Consider the following 17,305-nt stretch of genomic DNA (forward strand, 5'->3'; position numbering starts at 1 on the left):
CTAATTAGAGCAGTAAGAGGCCTTTATGCTGCAACCCTATTCGGCAGAGGCCACACACGTAACACCAGCAAGGGAAGTTAGGTTTGCGCTTGTGTCACTCGCCTCATCACTAGCACTCACTTTACTTACATTGTTTTCAAAGCGAAGAAAGCAACTATCGCCCTGTTTTAACAGGGTAAATACAAAAGCGGGATTAGTATGCCGTCCCTGAATGGGTAGCCCTCGATTGTCTTGCATAGCTTTGCGCTCAATAGTTACCGTGGACGATGTAGTAAAAGCGTTACTAGCCAGGGTTATTGATTGCCCGCTAAATTGCGCACTCATCGCTGCTTTTATTTCAGCCAGTTGTTTTGACACTTGCTTGGCAGAGGTTTTTGACAACAGCGCTGGCTGAAATGGCAAATCGGTGCTTGGCATTTGTGCTTGCTCTGATTTCGCTGATTTCGCTGAAAGCTCGGCGCAACCAGCGATAAGCAAAACAGTGCCCACTATAAACGCTGCAGAAATTGTCCTGCCTTGCCCAAGATTTAATCGCCCAAGACACCATCGTCCCAGATAGCACAGTCCCAGACCCCTTTGCCTCATAACCATTATTGTTTTTCTCATAAAATAGGTTCGTTAATTTTATTGTGCAAAATTAACGCATCGCGTTCTCTATGAGGAGCTTTAATTGCCAACGATGTTTTCGCTGTACCGAAACTCGACTGCACACGCTGACTTTGTTCTGCAACTGCTGTGCCTTCCGTACCAGCAGCACTTGCTGGACATGAACCAGTTTGAGCATACGCAAGGGCCGCGGCTAACATACCTTCATTGGCGTCACCTAACGGATTCGTGAAGTCATCTGCCACTGAGCAGCCTGGTAACTCAAAGGCAAAGTTGGGTGTAGAAGTAGGAATGAATCCATCTGCAAAATCACCGAACCCTTTATTATTTACGCCTTGAAATTGAATAGTAAAATACGTAGTGCCGCAGTTGTCGGTAGGATAAAAACCATACGGTTTACCGCAAGTAGGAGAGCCTATTTGTACCACCCCAACATCAATGCCTCGTAATGAGTTGATAACAGCTTCGCTCGCTGAGCAAGTCGAGCCGGTAGTAATGACGTAAACCGTACTCACCGACAAGCTAGGTAGTAACCTATTGGTAAGGACTCCCTCGTTATAATCTATTTCGTTAGAATAAAATGGCGTTGGTCTAATGGTGCCGCCAGTAACGGGGTTGGTTGTTGGGTATTTATCATTAAATTGCAATGTTTCAAATATTGCATTGTTCGTCTGGTTTGGCCCCGCCACCATATAAGACAGCTGTGACGCTAACGCTAACAGCCCTCCTCCGTTGTAACGCAAGTCAATGACCAGCTCAGTCACGTTATTATCAATAAATTGCTCGAAGGTGGAAATTAATGAATCTTGGGCTGTGCGAATGAAAGTATTAAATTGGAAGTACCCTACCTTGCCTATGTCAGTATCGAGGATCCGAACATTTTGCACCGGAGAGACTTCAATATTTGCCGAGGTAACGCTCACCGTCAGTTCACTGCCATCAACTAAGTCAAAGGTAAAGTTAGTTGTTTTTCCACTTTCAGAAGGAAACAAGCCTGCGTTTATCACATCAACCGCTTCTTGCGTATTCGCGTTAACAAAATCAACACCATCCACAGTTTTTAATGATGCGCCACGTGGAATACCTGCCTGAGCAGCAGGTGAATTGGGTTCTGTGTACTGCACAATAAGCTCGCGCGGGGTCACTAAACTGACAAATTCCCATTCAAAACCATAACCCGATGAAACGCCGGTTTGGGTAAGCGTATTATATTCATCTGTTGCCCGAGAGAAGTGAAAATTATCTTTGAGTGTTCCGGTTGGGGTTAACTCCGTTGTTTTAAGTTGATCGAAGTAACCCGCAATTGTGAAATTTGCCGGGTCGTTATCTTCAACTTCGTCATACCAGAGGTAAGTGTCATTGGTCCATGAACGCATCCACAGCTTTTCATCCATAGCTGTGCCCTGTTCATCTGGATACGCGTTTCCAGAAAAAGGATCGATACCACTTCTAGGTGCTACGCATTGATTGATAAACTCAGACTCAGGTTCATAAACTCCAGCTTGCCAAACAGGCTCGCTGGGAGTTTCTGCTGCAGGAGGAGCAACGGATATGGGATCTGGTGTAGTTGAGGATGAGCCACTTCCACCACAGGCAGAGAGTGCGGTGACAATACAGGCGAGAGAAAACCAGCTCTTTACATCTACGACTTTCATTAATTCGCTTCCTTCTATAAAGCAGCTATATCTGCTCATGAGTTTTACGAGAGCATGTTAACTCGGCATTGGTTGTATAGCTCAGTATCAAACCACTGATTTAACCGAGAGGTTTGCTCAACACGCCTTGTTCGCACTCGTTCTAACATTACCTATTACCAAGATATTGCCACAAGGCTTTCGTGTTTAACATTTATTGAGTTTAAATTTTTGTAAACAAATGCAAAGCAAGCATAAGCGAAAAAATCATTTTCTAATGGCTAAAAAACCCACATCTGTCTCGGTTAAGCTTGAAAAATAAAGTCCCTCGGCTGTTTGAAGTACTCCTGTGGTAAAAGAGTATTCTCCAGAAGGTGATTGAAGGCTTTCTATTATTTGTCCTGTTGGGCCTACTTTTATAACGTGACCGTATTTTACTGCGTTTGGCCTAAGTGCAGCAGGAAACCTCTGGATGATAGTTCGCAACAAGGGTTTGTTTGACAGGTAATCGATTAACTTATTTCGGGGTGTTGCCAGCCCAACCCAGAGGTTTCCCTCGCTGGTAATACTCAGATTGTCGGGAAAACCTGGCAAGTTATCGACAAAAGTTTCAACCGAACCGGCTTTGGGGCCTTGCAACCAATAACGCAGAATACGGTAACTTCCGGTCTCATTAACAAATACGCAATCTCCATTATTCGACACCGCTACGCCATTGGCAAAAACAAGCCCGCTTATAAGTACCCGGCTCACCTTGGTTGCTGGGTTAAATTCAATAAGCTTTCCGTTACCTTTATGCTCCATAATTTCCAGCAAGCTTGCATTTAAGGTGCCCTCGAAGCGCTGGGCAGAAAATTTTGTGGTGGCATCCGTTAAATAAATTACGCCATTTTCGGCTACATCGACGTCGTCTGCATAAACAATATCTGCGCTTTCTTGCTCGTCTAGTTCTACGGTAATGTTTCCTGTTTTATCTATTTTTAGCAACCCCATATGAGCATCTGCCACATACAAATTGTCGGCACTATCATAGGCCAGCCCAAGTGGTCTGCCGCCAGTATTTACCCATGGTTTAAACACTGTATCGCTTGGTCCCTTGAGCAAAATATTCCCTGAGTGACTGGAAACAGCAATAACTCCTTTACTATTGATGGCAAAGTCCTCAGGTCCATAATCGCTTCCCATGTCAATACGCTGAACTTTATCGAGTTTATTGTTAGCCTTGAGTGTTTTAACCAACCCTTGACTTGAGGGCGCCTGCCAAGAAACCGGGTCAATTGAAACCGGCCAAAACAAAAGGTAAAGCACAGTGAAAAGTAATAAAAAAAGAAACAATAAAAATAATGCGCGCAAAAGGTTTCTCCGACTGTTTTTTTAGAGCTTATCAACTTAATCAACAGCAACCGCTTTTTTTTGATTATAAGCTGTTATTCACTAAGCCCACTCTTTGCCTTAAGTTTAACCCGCGTTTAGATGGCTACGCATAGAAATCGCAAGTAAAATTACAATTCATTAAGTATCAAACTTTTGCAGTACCAAGCTATGTATTAACACTAACCATAATCTGTGTCGAAAGGTTTGTGTAGTTCTATATGTATTTCTTACTGTTTAGCACCCTTGTAGTTACATTGGGGGGAATGGTGACCTTTCAGGCACTTTTCGCCCCTCTTGTGTTTATCAAATTACCGAGTGATGTAGCACGTCCCTTCATACGAAAATTTTTTCCGTTTTACTATTTATACTTCGGCGCACTTTCCGCTATAGCGACCGTTGCCGCTGCGGTTGATACACGATGGGAACAGGTATTCATTCTTGTTCCAGTTACACTGGGTTTTGTTATAAGCCGGCAAATACTCATGCCGTTGGCAAACGAAGCCACTGATAGTCAACAAAACAGTAAATTTCAGCTTTATCATCGTTTAACTGTGTTGATTAACACGGTGCAACTTGTTGCGCTAGCGCTGTGTATGTACTGGCTCATTCCGTCGCAGCTCGCGTATGGAGGGTAATGATTATGTCGTCAATCAGTAAAAGCGTGTTATCTCGCACTAGCGCAAAGGTAGATAAAGAATTGCGAGCCAGCCACGCCGGAGAAACAGGTGCGGTGTGGATTTATCGCGGCGCCCTAACCGCAGAATTTCTGGTTAGTTTGGTGAGTTTCTCTCGCTCCCCCCATAAAAATAACAAAGCGCTTAGCGTTAAGGCATTTGCCAACGAACATCTGCAAACAGAGAAAACGCACCTAAGCATATTCGAGAACGAAATGCCCGCGTTTCGCGGCAGTTATATGCTGTTGCTATGGATGGTTGCGGGTTTCCTAACCGGAATTATTCCTCGCATATTGGGGCGTAACTGGTTCTTCTACACAATTTACTGTGTTGAATATTTTGTCGACCAGCATTACGAGGCGCAGTGCTGTTTACTTGAGAATGTTGACCCTTTGCCAAGGGAAGTACTACGAAAATTCAGGCATTGCCAACAAGACGAACAAAGTCATCGAGACGAGGCCTATCAAGCAATGACATCAACACCTTCCTTTACGATGAAGCTGTGGGGTAAGATTGTGGGTAAAGGCTCGGCAGCGGCAGTCGCTGTCGCAAAACTCATCTAATTTGAACAGTATTAATACACGGTAGGCATGGGAAAGCGAAATAGGGTACGAGAACCAAGACAATGTGATAAGTGCGGTGTTGAAGCCGACATTCAATTTCGTGTTTGGTTTGAAGACAAATGGCACATTGTATGTAAGCAGTGTCAGCTGGAAGCTTCTGATGCATCTGATTACATGTATGGCGGTACATGGAAACGTAAAAAGCGAAATTGATAGCAAATTAGCTATGCCTGCTAAATATGCCTTCTAGCGTTAACGACCAGCTTTACCGACCAGCTTTATCAACCAAATAACGTGTTTAATTTACACACTCTTGCCACTTTTCGACTAATTGTACTTCCGCAAAGAATGAAAATAGCGGAAGATATACGCATAACGCAACATGGCCCAAACACGCTTATATCAGTTTTTGCTTGAAGGCCATCGAAAACAAGGTAAGACAATGCCAAAGGCAAGTGAAATTAAAAAGAATCACACCATCGTTTATGGTGGCAAAACATGTATTGTGAGAGATATTGAACGCTCTGTTCCCCAAGGCAGAGCCGGCGGCAGTATTTACCGCATGCGCATGTATGACGTGGTAAGCGGCGCTAAATTCGACGAAACTTTTAAAGATTCAGATATGCTAGAAATGGCTGACTTAGTCCGCCGTCCGGTGATGTTTTCTTACATGGATGGCGATGAGTATGTTTTTCTTGATAATGAAGATTACACTCCTTACCACTTAAATAAAGAAAGCATTGCCGATGAAGCGTTGTTTATTAATGAAAAGACTGAATCTATCCAAGTCTTAATTGTAAGCGACGTTCCCGTGGCCCTCGACCTACCTATGAGTGTAGAGCTTGAAGTAGTGGAAACAGACCCGTCAATCAAAGGGGCGTCTGCAACATCGCGAACTAAACCTGCCACCTTATCAACAGGTCTTGTTGTGCAAGTTCCCGAGTACATCAGCACAGGTGAGTGGATAAAGGTAAACACGGAAGAGCGTAAATTTCAAAGTCGCGCCTAACGTTTGAGTAAAACTATTCTCTGGTCAGCCTGCATTCATTACGGCTGAAAATTATAGATGAAAGGCTTAAATCGAGTAGGGTGAGGCTTGCGCCTCATCCCTCTCACAGAACCGTACGTACGGGCCTCGTATACGGCTCCTGCATACTTCATATCACTTGCTAAGTGACCGCCCTTGCCATTCGGATTATCTTCCCCTCAGTCAGGGTGATTCAGGTTTCTTTCAACCTGACGGGTTTGCCAGCTTCGCTGGGCAAACAAAAAACCGGATAAGCGATTGCTTATCCGGTTTTGACTTTCTATCGATTGAGAAAACTCAGTTTTTAAGCTGCTGCACTCTCTTCTTCAGTTTCTACCACCTCGTGGCTAAGCAGATATTCAAAAGCCGCTAGTGATGCTTTTGCGCCCTCGCCCATCGAGATAACAATTTGCTTGTAAGGCACAGTTGTTACATCGCCCGCAGCAAAAATGCCTGGCTCAGACGTATGGCATTTGTCGTCAATAACAATTTCGCCATATTGTGACATTTCTACCGTATCTTTCATAAACTGGCTGTTTGGCACTAGACCAATTTGAACAAAGACGCCCGACAACTCCTGAGTATGGATTTCGTTCGTGCTACGATCCTGATACTCGATGGCGTTTACTTTGCCATTTTCCGCAGTAATTTGTCGCGTTGCAGCGTTTTTAATAATGTTGATGTTATCGCGCTTGTTTGCTTGATCTACAAGTACTTGGTCGGCCTTTAACTCTGGCATAAATTCAAATACCGTTACCGATTTAACGATGCCCGCCAAGTCTAACGCAGCCTCTATACCAGAGTTACCACCGCCAATCACTGCTACGTCTTTGCCCTTAAAGAACGGGCCGTCGCAATGCGGGCAATATGCCACGCCATTACCTACATTTTCTCTTTCGCCTGGCACTCCAAGCTCTCTCCAGCGTGCGCCTGTGGCAACAATAATACTGCGAGTGCGAATTTGCTCTCCAGAGGACAAGGTAATGGTTTTAACATTGCCCTTTTCGATGTTATCTACACGCACGTGCTCTTTTAACGTAATATCATAATCGCGTACGTGTTCCATCAGGTTACCAACCAGCTCTGGTCCTGTGGTTTTTGGCACTGAGATAAGGTTCTCAATACCCATAGTATCTTTAACCTGTCCACCGAACGTCTCTGCAACAACAGCTACTTTCAAGCCTTTTCGAGCGCTGTATATTGCCGAAGCAACGCCTGCCGGGCCGCCACCGATCACGGTTACGTCTTGTAACGGTAAGGTTTCCCCTTTATTTGCCTCTTTTAGACCGGGGTTACGCTCAAGCAGCTTATCGATAAGAACCGACGCATCAACCTTGCCGTTGGCAAACAATTCACCGTTTAAATAAACGCTAGGTACGCCTTGAATGTCACGCTCTTCAATAATGTTCTGATACAGACCGCCATCAATCATTTCTGATGTGATATTGGGATTAATCAATGCAAACTGATTAAGTGCCTGTACAACGTCTGGACAGTTGTGACAGCTTAGGCTTATAAACACTTCAAAGTTCAGTGGCTCATCTACTGCTTTTACAATTGAAGCCACACTATCATCTAGCTTTAATGCAGTGCCTGATGCATGAAGCATTGCGAGGATCAGTGAGTTAAATTCATGGCCGCCAGGAATTCCTGAAAACCTGATCCCGGTGTCTTCGCCGTCAGCCTCTAGTAAGAAGCTGATTGAACTACGAAGCTCGCCATTGGTTTCGCGTTCTTCAACGCTTAATTTTTCGCTTACACCTGCAATGTCGGACAGAAAGCTAACAAGCTCTTCGCGCTTGCTATGTTCACCGGTCTGTACGACGAAGGTTACGTTTTTCTGCATTGATTCGGTGTACCCCTTCAATGCTTGTAAAATTTCTTTAGTTAACACGGTTATCCTGCCTTATTTTCGACACGCCGATCCCCGCTAATCAAATTTATGACTAACACGTGAGCGGAAATGGGTAAGTTAAATAGAGGGAGCGAGAGTTCGCTCCCTTACGACTACTTAAAAAGTAGCGTTGATGCTTAGATTTTGCCTACTAAGTCTAGAGAAGGAGCCAGTGTTGCTTCACCTTCTTTCCATTTAGCTGGGCAAACTTCACCTGGGTTAGCAGCAACGTATTGTGCAGCTTTGATTTTGCGCACTAGGTCGTCAGCGTCACGGCCAATACCTTCAGACGTGATTTCCATTGCTTGTACGATACCTTCTGGGTCAACAACGAATGTTGCACGGTCAGCTAGGCCCATTGTTTCACGCATACAATCGAAGTTGCGAGTGATTTCACCTGTTGGGTCGCCAATCATAGCAAACTTGATCTTGTTGATAGTGTCTGAAGAATCGTGCCATGCTTTGTGTGTGAAGTGAGTATCAGTAGATACTGAGAATACTTCTACACCGCGAGCTTGAAGCTCTTCATATTTATCAGCGATGTCACCAAGTTCAGTTGGGCATACAAATGTGAAGTCCGCTGGATAAAATACGAAAACTGCCCATTTGCCTTTGATGTCTTCACTACTTACGTCAATAAATTCGCCGTCTTTAAACGCAGTTGCTTTAAAAGGCTTTATAGCAGTATTAATCATTGCCATGTTACATTCTCCATTGTCTTTTTAAATAAGAGTGGTTTTAAATTAGATTCGTAGGCCTATGGCATACGAGAGTAATCTTTACGTATATATCGAGCACTTGGTTTTGCCGCTTAATGGCTTTTTGCAGGTGCCCTTCAACTTGGTGTAAAGAATAACGCGCCATTTTATAAATTACTAATTGGTAAATGTGAATCGCCTAATCAAGATATTGAATCGAACGACTAAAATTTATCAAATTTGTTTAAAAACAACGCGATAACAGTGGAGTAGCCTGATGCGACATTCGCAATTAGCAAAAGAAATAGCCAGAGTTGATGGTTCATCTCCATCAAGGTCAATTGGAAAACACCTCAAAATGGCGTCTAGTCCATTTGTTTTTTTCCGTGGCACTGCCCAGCTATTTTACTCCGACGTCTATAATGGGGTCATATCGACGCCAGACAACCTACAAAATATTCCTTTGACCAGTGTTGTTGGCGACTGCCACCTATCCAATTTTGGTTTTCTTACCGAGGAAGGCTCTCATGGCGATACAGTCATTTTTTCTCCCAACGATTTTGACGACGCCTGTGTTGGGCGAGCTGAATGGGATATTTTGCGTTTACTTACCTCGCTGTCTCTAACACAAGTTCACTGCGAGGGAGTTGCAAACGGTACCTATCGTTTTGACGACATTGATACTAGTAAACCAGTTATAAGCAAAAATGCTGTTACTGAGGCGCAGCAAACGTTGCTATCTACTTATATTAACACCTGCGAGAATGTAACAGCAGATGCTAGCGTTATCTACGACGCTGTTGATTACCGCCCAGATAAAAGCCCATCTAAAATTGCTAAATTATACGACAAGGCTGCTATGCGAAGCGCTGGTGGCGATGCGTTTACCACTAAAAGCGCTTTGGCTAGGGCGGTAACCTTCAACGACGACCCCCTAACATTTAAAGCCAATAGAGGTAAATTCACACCTTTAAACGCTAAGGAGTATCAAGAACTCTATAATGCATTTGCGCCTTTTATGGATGATACTGTTGTAGATATAGTTAAAAGAGAGAACGCGGGCACGGGTTCTGTGAATATGGACCGATTTTATTTTTTAGTCGGCCCCAGAAAGCCGCATACCGCAGAAAGCTTTTCTCAATGTCACATTGTTGAAGTAAAACAGCAGCGCGAAGCTGCCCCGCTACATCACTTTAAATCTCTTTGCCCGGTCAACCTGCTTAACCCTGCGCATCTAACGGCACGAAGCCAACGAAGAATGCAGCGTCACGCCGACCTTATTCTCGATGAAGCCATTTACAATGATAAACATTTTCTCATTCGCTCTCGCCATCATGCAAAAGTAGGCATTACCCCTGAAGATGTCGCTATGGGCAATAAAGCGGTAAATGGAGGCTTTAACTATGTTGCCGAGCTCTGTGGATACACGCTTGCCCTAGCCCACTGTCGGGGAGACAGACGCAGTACTCGGTTTGCCAATGCTGCAGCTAGCGTGCTAACAGAAGAACGTGACAACCTTGTCGCAATTGCTAATCAATATGCAGAACTAGTTCAAAGCGACTACACATGGTTTTGCGAAACAATCGCTAAAGCCTAGACTGGGTTTAAGCTCACTTGGAGGATAAAACCACCAAAAGATATTCACGATAGCGTTACTTATACGGGTAACGCGCCTCATATTACGCAATTAATCTTTTAAGTAAACTTACTCAAACCACCTTAACAACTGATTTTACTGTATATTTTTAAAATCAGGTTGAATAAGAACTAGTCATATTTACGCTAACAAAAGCCCTATACGGTAATCATAGCAACACAAAAGTTGCGGCCTTTACAGGCACTTAATGATAAAAAAAGATTACTACAAAAGGGAAAAAACACGTGAGAACATCACTCTCTAAACTCAGTGCCGGCATTCTTTCCGCACTATCGCTTGCTGCGGCAAGTCATGCTGTATATGCCAACGACATTGTTATTAGCGGCGTTATTGATGGCCCTCTTTCAGGCGGTGTGCCAAAGGCTGTTGAGCTCTATGTGATTAATGATGTAGCAGATCTATCTACCTATGGTATTGGAAGTGCCAATAACGGAGGCGGAAGCGACGGTGAAGAGTTCACTTTTCCATCTCAAAGTGTTTCAGCAGGTACCTATCTGTATGTTGCATCAGACATCGATGGCTTTACCGCATTTTTTGGTAATGCACCCGATTTTGACAGCTCGGCAATGGCAATAAATGGCGACGATGCCGTAGAGCTTTTTAAAGACGGCAATGTGGTAGATACGTTTGGCGACATTAATGTTGATGGCAATGGCACTGCTTGGGAATACCTTGATGGTTGGGCATATCGCACTAATGGACAAACCGCAAACGCTGGCGCTTTCAATGACGAAAATTGGGCTTATAGCGGAGCTAATGCACTTGACGGCGCAAATACAAACGACGAAGCGTCTACCCCGTTCCCTTTAGGCACATTTACCACAGAAGGCGGTGGTGATGTAGAGCAGCCACCTGTAGAACCTCCAGTTGCTTTAGGCGTTTGTGGCGACGATGCAACACTTTTAAGCACAATTCAAGGCGCTGGCACCGCATCTGAAGAAGTGGGTAACAATCATATTGTCGAAGCCATCATTACCGGTAAACGCCAAGGTGGTTTCTTTATTCAAGAAGAAAACGCTGATAGCGACAATGACGCAATGACGTCTGAGGCAATTATTGTGGAAGGCGAAACCGACATCGCCGTTGGCAACATTGTTCGTTTGTATGGAAATGTAGCCGAGAACTTCGGTATGACAACCTTAGAGATGGATAGTGACGTCGTACCTGCTGATTGCGGTACAAGCGATGATATCACTACTATTAATATATCTATGCCTTACGAAGAGGACTTAGAAGCCTATGAAGGTATGTTAGTAAGCGTTACCGATGCCACAGTAACCAGTACTAACTCTCTTTGGCGTTTCGGTGAAGTTGTGGTGAGTGATAGTGTAAAACGCCAACCAAGCGATGTAGCCGCCCCATTATCTGAAGCCTACGCAGCTGCACAAGCAGAAAGCGAAGCCAGTCTTTTAACGATTGAAGATAACAGCGGTTCACAATACCCAGACGCTATAAGCTTTTTCCCTAATTTTAACTACGCAAACGCCATCCGAATTGGCGACACTGTGTCTGCTTCGGGCCCACTGAATTTCAGCTTTGGAACTTACCGTATCAATCCTACCGAGGTGATTACCGTTACTTCAACCCGTGAAGATACACCTGTGGTAAGTGAGGGCAATTTGTCGGTTGCTACGTTCAACGTTTTGAACTACTTCAACGGTGATGAAGATGAGAATGGTGAGCTGACTTTCGACTACGACAATAATCGTGGTGCTGACAGTGAAGAGGCATTCGCACTCCAGGAAGGTCGAATAGTTGAAGCTATCGTTGATTTAAATGCCGATGTTGTTGGCCTAATGGAGATCGAAAACGATGGATTTGGTAATGACAGTGCCATTCAGTCATTACTCAACGCAATTAATGCACAGCTTGGCGAGGCAGAGCAGTACGCGTTTATCAGCACGGCTGATAACACTCAAATCGGCACTGATGCTATCACCGTTGGATTATTGTACCGCGGCACTGTTGTTACACCACAAGGCGATGCAGTGACAGTGGCAATGCCTGAACAACAGATATCTGAAGATAGACTTGCGAGAATGCGTCCGTCATTGGTGCAAACATTTGAACACATCGAAAGCGGTGAGACCTTTGCGGTTGCTGTGAACCACTTCAAATCGAAGGGATCGCAGTGTGCGGAAGACATCGCTGAGGCGCCATCAGAAATAGATACCATTCAGGGTAGCTGTAACGCGCTTAGAGTGTCAGCTGCTATTACGCTGGGCAACGCTCTTAACGATGAAACTCTGCCTGAACGTAAAATTATACTAGGTGATTTGAACGCATACAGCGCAGAAGACCCTGTTGCGGTACTGACTCACTATACGCCAGAAGAGCGCGGATACACCATTAAAACTGCGGTCAGCACTGGAATGGATGAGGGTGAATCGGTAGAAGTAGATACAAGCTATGGATACCATAATCTTGCAGAAACATTCGACGAAGACGGTTTCTCTTACTGGTTCTTTGGTACAGAACAAGTGGGAAGCCTAGACCATGTTTTAGCTAGTGATGCCATGCTTGCAGATGCTGTAGATGGGACGCATTGGAATATCAACTCTGTTGAAGCTTATCAACTGCAATACAACCAAGCTCTTCGCTTCTATCCAGACGAAGAAGGTTATGCGTTTACCGATGTAGGTCCGTTTAGAAGCTCAGACCACGACCCGTTCATTGCTACGTTTAACTTGGTTGCAGACGATCCTGCTCCACTACCAGTGCCTGTTGAAGAGGAAGATAGCTCGGGCGGCTCTATGGGAGGTTTATTAACATTGCTTGCTGCAATGGTTGGTTTTCGCCGCTTCTCTCGCGTGGATACTAATAAGGCGTAAAAAACGTCACTAGTAAGTTGGATTTACCGATAAATAAAGGTCCTTTAATCACTTAAAGGGCCTTATTTTTATTGTTTATTAGTTTTTTTTAGCTGTAGAAGCTTATCCTTGAACTGACATTTTTATCCATAGATTTAGATACCATCTGATAGGCAGCTTTAGACAAGTTACGCACGGTCAATTTTGCATCACCGTATTTCTGGTATTGCTAAAAGCAAATAAAAATGCTGGATTAATGCCAAACTACTTACTGCGCTTGGCAACTTAAGAAGCAGCGACAACGATTACCGCAGTCACCAAATACTTTATTATTAACCAACCTATATCGCTCGCCCCAAAAAACCGATTGCCTATCGGTTTTTATTTTGTCACTATAGCATCATTAATGCGAGAGAATAATGATATGCAGTTAGGTGAATTGGAAAAACAGGTGTTGCAGTATCTGTGGAATGCTTCTGAAGCTGACGCGAAACAAGTACATGCCGTGCTTGGGCAGTCTCGTGGGAATTCACTCAATACCATTCAGAGCACCTTAGATCGCTTGTTTAAAAAAGGTTTGTTGAGCCGAACCAAACAGGGGCACGCCTACTGTTACCGAGCAAAAGTAGACAGGGAAGCATTGATTGCAACGCTTATCACCAACGTGACCAGCGATTTTATTGAAGACGGTGAGCATAGCTTGATTGCAGCATTCAGCTCAGCTTCTGCCAATCTGGATGATGCCCAACTTGATAAGCTGGAACAGTTGATAGAACAACAACGCAAGTTGCGCAAAAGGAACTAACGAACATGTTGGTGGGAAATCTGGCAATAACACTGAATTTACTGAGCATTGCTGTGCTGGCATTTGCGATCAGTGTGGCTTTCATTGCGGTTATTTCACCATTCACTCTTCACCAGATATCACAATTCACCTTTGGGATTCGCAAAGTCACCTTGTGGTCATTAGTGACTGCGCCGTGGTGGATCGCAATTAGTTGTGTAGGCTTTTTCTGGCCGAGGCAGCAAGACGTATTCCCCGCAGCTTGGCTAAACGACTTTGCGCACTGGCACCACGTCGATATTTTTAGTTTCACCAGTTGGCATGCTGTTACCTTGTTATCAGCCTCTGCATATTTGCTCTGGTCAGTGACAAGAACCGTTTATATTCGTAGAAAGCAATCATCTGCGATGGCAGATTTGATTGGCTTATCTGATATCAAATTACAGCATATCAACGGTAAGCAGGGGTATTATTCGTTACCGATGCCAATACCGGCAGCCTTTACCACAGGGCTGCTGTCTCCGAAAATCTATGTTACAACTGCGCTTAAAGAACGGGTTAATGAGCAGGAGTTGGATATCATCATCCGCCATGAAATGGCGCATGTTGAAGCGCGTGATCCCATGTACAAAGTTGTCTTTGCAACATTTGCGGCTTTTTTCCCTGCTTCTGCGACGCGAGAACTAATCAAGCAATTTACTTTATTGACCGAGCAGATAGCGGATAGTGCGGTGACCAAGGAATATGACAACTTAGATGTCGCTCAAACCCTGATTAATGTCGCACGCATGCAACGAAGTGTAGACTCCATGCACAACAACATGGGCTGCGATGGCTTGCAAACGAGCTACTTCGGCAATGATCAAACCACGGTGCGTGTGCAATGCCTTATTAGCCCGGTGATGTCTTCGTCCCGACTAGCAATGGGTTTTGCAATCATATTGTTTGCTTCTGCGCCTCTATTAACCGCTTCTACGGTTGATAGTATCCACCACATTATCGAAACCTTTTTCACCCATTAGCTTTTACCCACAAGATAAGGACTGGGAATGAAAGATATTCTTTGTAAACGCAAGATTAAAAAACCGATTGGCTATCGGTTTTCCGTCGTACTTGCCGGAGTTGGTTTACTTTTATCGGCGAAAGCTACATCAGAGGATACTCCTCAGATTATAAGCCTACCTAAGGCTGTAATGATGACCTTAAATTACCACCCAGAATTAAAGGCTTTAGTGTCACAGGAGCAGGTTTGGCAGGGACGTATTCAGCAAGCTGGTGTAGGTGAACGTCCCCAAATTGGACTGATGGTTGAAGATGTGATGGGTACGGGTGAGGTCAGTGGTATTAAGAGTATGGAATCAACTTTGACCTATTCTTGGTTGTTACAACAGGAGCAAATCGATAGTCGGGTAAGTGCCGCAAAAAGCGAAGCTGCGAAACTGACGCTTGAAAAGCAAATTAAAGCACTGGATTTATCTGCATTGGTGGCCAAACATTATATTGATATTTTAGTTAAACAAGAGCGTCTCAAAATCAATCGGATGGCTGAAACTCAGGCAGAAGAAGTGGTAGAAGCTATAGCCAAGCGAGTGAAAGCCGGTAAGAGTTCAAGTTTTGAAGTGCAACTGGCAAAAGCGGAGCTGATACGCAGGGAATTGGCCGTAGAAGACATAGAACATGAACTCAAAGCCAGTCAGTATCAACTGGCCTCTCTGTGGGGTAAACCTGCTGAGAACTATCAACTGAACGGAAATTTGCACACTTTACCGCCTGTTCCACCGTTTGAAAGCCAACTAGCACTGCTCAAGCGAAACCCTCGCTTACAACAGTTCGTTAGTGCCCAGCGTATCGCTCAATCGCAAATGGAACTGGCACGCATCGAAGCTAAACCCCAATGGCAGTTTACCGCAGGGTTACGCCGCTATGAAGCGACAGACGATTTTGGTTTGGTTGCTGGGATTTCCATTCCGTGGGGCGATAGCAACCGCAATGCCGGGACGATCTCCGCATTGCAAGCAGAGCAGGATGTAGTAGCCAGCGAACAAAGTGCGTTGATGCAGTCACTGGATGCACAACTTTATGTACTGCTACAGGAAATAGCGCATTCACAGCACGTGATACAAATCGTACAAACGAACATTATACCCACATTAGAAACTGCCTTATTTGAAGCAGGTAATGCCTTTGATAGAGGTCAACTCAGTTACAACCAATACAGTGGCGTGCGCCGTGAATTACTCAGTGCGCAAACACAGTTGCTTGAAGCGTTTGAAAGCCTGCATTTGCAGCATATTGAAATTCAACGCCTGACCGGTACATCCCTATCTCAGTGAGACAAATTATGAAAAACAATAAAATCTTTTCGTCATTGAGTTTGGCGATGTTAATGAATCTCAGCTTAGGCTTAATCAGCCTACCCGTAACGGCATCATCTGTGCCTGCTGCTGAACAGGCTGAACCAGAAAAAGGCCCGCATCGAGGACGTATGTTGCGTGACGGTGATTTCGCTTTGGAATTGTCAATTTTCGAAACGGGCGTTCCACCTGAATTTCGCGTTTGGCTCACCAAAGAAGGCCAACCTATCGATCCAAAGTCGGTAGAATTAAACGTTAAATTGACCCGCTTGGGTAATGTTGTTGATGACATTAATTTCTATGTTCAAGGTGATTTCCTGCGTGGTGATATGGAAATCTATGAACCCCATTCTTTTGTGGTAACCATCGAAGCCAAACATCAGGGTAAATCCTACCGCTGGCAATACGACAACTTCGAAGGGCGTACCACTATTGAGCAAGCTGTGGCAGAGGCAATGGATATTCAAACGGCTATCGCAGGACCTGCGACCCTGCATCAGACTATCCCTGCCTACGGCACATTGGCACTACCTGTAGGGGCGCAACGTTTTGTTTCGGCTCGTTTTGATGGGGAAATTACCAAATTGCATGTGGGTTTCGGTGAAGAGGTGAAGAAAGGGCAAACGCTGTTAACGGTAGAAAGTAATGAGAGCCTGAAGCCTTATCAAGTTAAAGCGCCGTCGGATGGCGTTATCACAGAGCAGTTTGCTAACGCCGGAGAACAAACTGCCAGCCGAAACTTACTGAGCATAACGGATAGCAGCCAATACATTGCGAAGCTGGCTGTGTATCCAAGGGACTATCAAAAAGTCCGCAAAGGTTCGGTGGTGACCTTGCAGGTTGAAGGTGTGGATAAAAACTACCAAGGCACCATTTCGTTTATCGAACCCAAGGTGCGGGATGATCAGGCTCGCATCGTGTGGGTAAACTTATCTAACGAAAAAGGTGAATTGACCACAGGCAGCTTCGTTCAGGCGCAAATTGAAGTTGCTACCATAGACGTACCACTGGCAGTTAAACGTATTGGTTTACAGGGATTTCGCGATTTTACGGTGGTTTATGCCAAAGTCGGTGAACAGTATGAAGTACGTATGCTGGAGTTAGGGCGTGAAGGCGGAGAATGGGTTGAAGTGCTCGGCGGATTAAATCCGGGCACCGAGTATGTCACCGAGAACAGTTACATCTTAAAAGCCGACATTGAAAAGTCCGGCGCATCTCACGACCACTAGG

15 protein-coding genes are annotated in these 17,305 nt (G+C 44.7%); 10 read left to right on the forward strand and 5 right to left on the reverse strand.

The window, feature by feature from the left end; all coding sequences use genetic code 11:
• Positions 1 to 36: 36 nt before the first annotated feature.
• The 3 genes from BM528_RS10735 to BM528_RS10745 all read right to left on the reverse strand — a co-directional run bounded on the left by BM528_RS10735 (position 37) and on the right by BM528_RS10745 (position 3,593).
• Entirely contained in the window at positions 37 to 606 is a 570-nt protein-coding gene (locus BM528_RS10735) for a hypothetical protein (protein ID WP_156844050.1), read from the reverse strand.
• A complete protein-coding gene (locus BM528_RS10740; protein ID WP_071979802.1) occupies positions 603 to 2,261 on the reverse strand; it encodes a S41 family peptidase in 1,659 nt (552 codons plus the stop codon). Before BM528_RS10740 ends, BM528_RS10735 begins: the two co-directional genes overlap by 4 nt.
• 246 nt (positions 2,262 to 2,507) lie before the next feature.
• Positions 2,508 to 3,593, reverse strand: a complete 1,086-nt coding sequence (locus BM528_RS10745) for an SMP-30/gluconolactonase/LRE family protein (protein ID WP_232230472.1) — start codon at positions 3,591 to 3,593, stop codon at positions 2,508 to 2,510.
• Positions 3,594 to 3,832: 239 nt separating this feature from the next.
• Here BM528_RS10745 and BM528_RS10750 point away from each other — a divergent pair, with 239 nt between their 5' ends.
• From BM528_RS10750 to efpL, 4 genes are all read left to right on the forward strand, one after another.
• The gene (locus BM528_RS10750; protein WP_071979803.1) at positions 3,833 to 4,249 is read left to right on the forward strand and encodes a DUF4149 domain-containing protein; all 417 of its coding nucleotides are present in this window, start codon (positions 3,833 to 3,835) and stop codon (positions 4,247 to 4,249) included.
• A complete protein-coding gene (locus BM528_RS10755) occupies positions 4,249 to 4,851 on the forward strand; it encodes a demethoxyubiquinone hydroxylase family protein (protein ID WP_232230473.1) in 603 nt (200 codons plus the stop codon). The genes BM528_RS10750 and BM528_RS10755 overlap by 1 nt, the downstream gene beginning before the upstream one ends.
• Positions 4,852 to 4,878: 27 nt before the next feature.
• On the forward strand, positions 4,879 to 5,064 hold the full coding sequence (locus BM528_RS10760) for a hypothetical protein (RefSeq protein ID WP_071979804.1): 186 nt from the start codon (positions 4,879 to 4,881) through the stop codon (positions 5,062 to 5,064).
• Between the two features lie 229 nt (positions 5,065 to 5,293).
• The gene (gene efpL / locus BM528_RS10765) at positions 5,294 to 5,860 is read left to right on the forward strand and encodes an elongation factor P-like protein EfpL (protein WP_071981271.1); all 567 of its coding nucleotides are present in this window, start codon (positions 5,294 to 5,296) and stop codon (positions 5,858 to 5,860) included.
• A gap of 322 nt (positions 5,861 to 6,182) precedes the next feature.
• Here efpL and ahpF read toward each other — a convergent pair whose 3' ends face one another.
• Together ahpF and ahpC are read right to left on the reverse strand one after the other, a co-directional pair.
• Positions 6,183 to 7,772 carry an alkyl hydroperoxide reductase subunit F gene (gene ahpF, locus BM528_RS10770; RefSeq protein WP_071979805.1) on the reverse strand — a complete coding sequence of 530 codons (1,590 nt, stop codon included), beginning with the start codon at positions 7,770 to 7,772 and terminating at the stop codon, positions 6,183 to 6,185.
• Between the two features lie 137 nt (positions 7,773 to 7,909).
• Positions 7,910 to 8,467, reverse strand: a complete 558-nt coding sequence (gene ahpC / locus BM528_RS10775) for an alkyl hydroperoxide reductase subunit C (protein ID WP_442855912.1) — start codon at positions 8,465 to 8,467, stop codon at positions 7,910 to 7,912.
• 280 nt (positions 8,468 to 8,747) lie between these two features.
• On the opposite strand from ahpC, the gene BM528_RS10780 reads away from it, so the two are divergent.
• The 6 genes from BM528_RS10780 to BM528_RS10805 all read left to right on the forward strand — a co-directional run bounded on the left by BM528_RS10780 (position 8,748) and on the right by BM528_RS10805 (position 17,304).
• Positions 8,748 to 10,067: a DUF2252 family protein gene (locus BM528_RS10780; RefSeq protein WP_071979807.1), complete on the forward strand. Its 1,320-nt coding sequence runs from the start codon at positions 8,748 to 8,750 to the stop codon at positions 10,065 to 10,067.
• A 284-nt stretch (positions 10,068 to 10,351) separates the two neighbouring features.
• Complete coding sequence (locus tag BM528_RS10785) at positions 10,352 to 12,958, forward strand: ExeM/NucH family extracellular endonuclease (RefSeq protein WP_083595264.1); 2,607 nt, start codon at positions 10,352 to 10,354, stop codon at positions 12,956 to 12,958.
• A 403-nt stretch (positions 12,959 to 13,361) separates the two neighbouring features.
• A complete protein-coding gene (locus tag BM528_RS10790; protein ID WP_071981273.1) occupies positions 13,362 to 13,742 on the forward strand; it encodes a BlaI/MecI/CopY family transcriptional regulator in 381 nt (126 codons plus the stop codon).
• A 5-nt stretch (positions 13,743 to 13,747) separates the two neighbouring features.
• Positions 13,748 to 14,743 carry a M56 family metallopeptidase gene (locus BM528_RS10795; RefSeq protein WP_071979808.1) on the forward strand — a complete coding sequence of 332 codons (996 nt, stop codon included), beginning with the start codon at positions 13,748 to 13,750 and terminating at the stop codon, positions 14,741 to 14,743.
• Positions 14,744 to 14,770: 27 nt separating this feature from the next.
• Positions 14,771 to 16,054, forward strand: a complete 1,284-nt coding sequence (locus BM528_RS10800; RefSeq protein WP_071979809.1) for a TolC family protein — start codon at positions 14,771 to 14,773, stop codon at positions 16,052 to 16,054.
• An 8-nt stretch (positions 16,055 to 16,062) separates the two neighbouring features.
• The gene (locus BM528_RS10805) at positions 16,063 to 17,304 is read left to right on the forward strand and encodes an efflux RND transporter periplasmic adaptor subunit (protein ID WP_071979810.1); all 1,242 of its coding nucleotides are present in this window, start codon (positions 16,063 to 16,065) and stop codon (positions 17,302 to 17,304) included.
• Position 17,305 lies beyond the last annotated feature (1 nt).

Origin of the sequence: Alteromonas sp. RW2A1 (assembly GCF_001886475.1) — a bacterium.
Classification (GTDB): Bacteria; Pseudomonadota; Gammaproteobacteria; order Enterobacterales; family Alteromonadaceae; genus Alteromonas; species Alteromonas hispanica.

Coding starts and splice junctions, on each gene's coding strand:
- BM528_RS10805 (WP_071979810.1), top strand. CDS start 16,063: ATGAAAAACAATAAAATCTTTTCGTCATTGAGTTTGGCGATGTTAATG.
- BM528_RS10790 (WP_071981273.1), top strand. CDS start 13,362: ATGCAGTTAGGTGAATTGGAAAAACAGGTGTTGCAGTATCTGTGGAAT.
- efpL (WP_071981271.1), top strand. CDS start 5,294: ATGCCAAAGGCAAGTGAAATTAAAAAGAATCACACCATCGTTTATGGT.
- ahpC (WP_442855912.1), bottom strand. CDS start 8,467: ATGATTAATACTGCTATAAAGCCTTTTAAAGCAACTGCGTTTAAAGAC.
- BM528_RS10735 (WP_156844050.1), bottom strand. CDS start 606: ATGAGAAAAACAATAATGGTTATGAGGCAAAGGGGTCTGGGACTGTGC.
- BM528_RS10750 (WP_071979803.1), top strand. CDS start 3,833: ATGTATTTCTTACTGTTTAGCACCCTTGTAGTTACATTGGGGGGAATG.
- BM528_RS10800 (WP_071979809.1), top strand. CDS start 14,771: ATGAAAGATATTCTTTGTAAACGCAAGATTAAAAAACCGATTGGCTAT.
- BM528_RS10795 (WP_071979808.1), top strand. CDS start 13,748: ATGTTGGTGGGAAATCTGGCAATAACACTGAATTTACTGAGCATTGCT.
- BM528_RS10760 (WP_071979804.1), top strand. CDS start 4,879: ATGGGAAAGCGAAATAGGGTACGAGAACCAAGACAATGTGATAAGTGC.
- BM528_RS10755 (WP_232230473.1), top strand. CDS start 4,249: ATGATTATGTCGTCAATCAGTAAAAGCGTGTTATCTCGCACTAGCGCA.
- BM528_RS10740 (WP_071979802.1), bottom strand. CDS start 2,261: ATGAAAGTCGTAGATGTAAAGAGCTGGTTTTCTCTCGCCTGTATTGTC.
- BM528_RS10780 (WP_071979807.1), top strand. CDS start 8,748: ATGCGACATTCGCAATTAGCAAAAGAAATAGCCAGAGTTGATGGTTCA.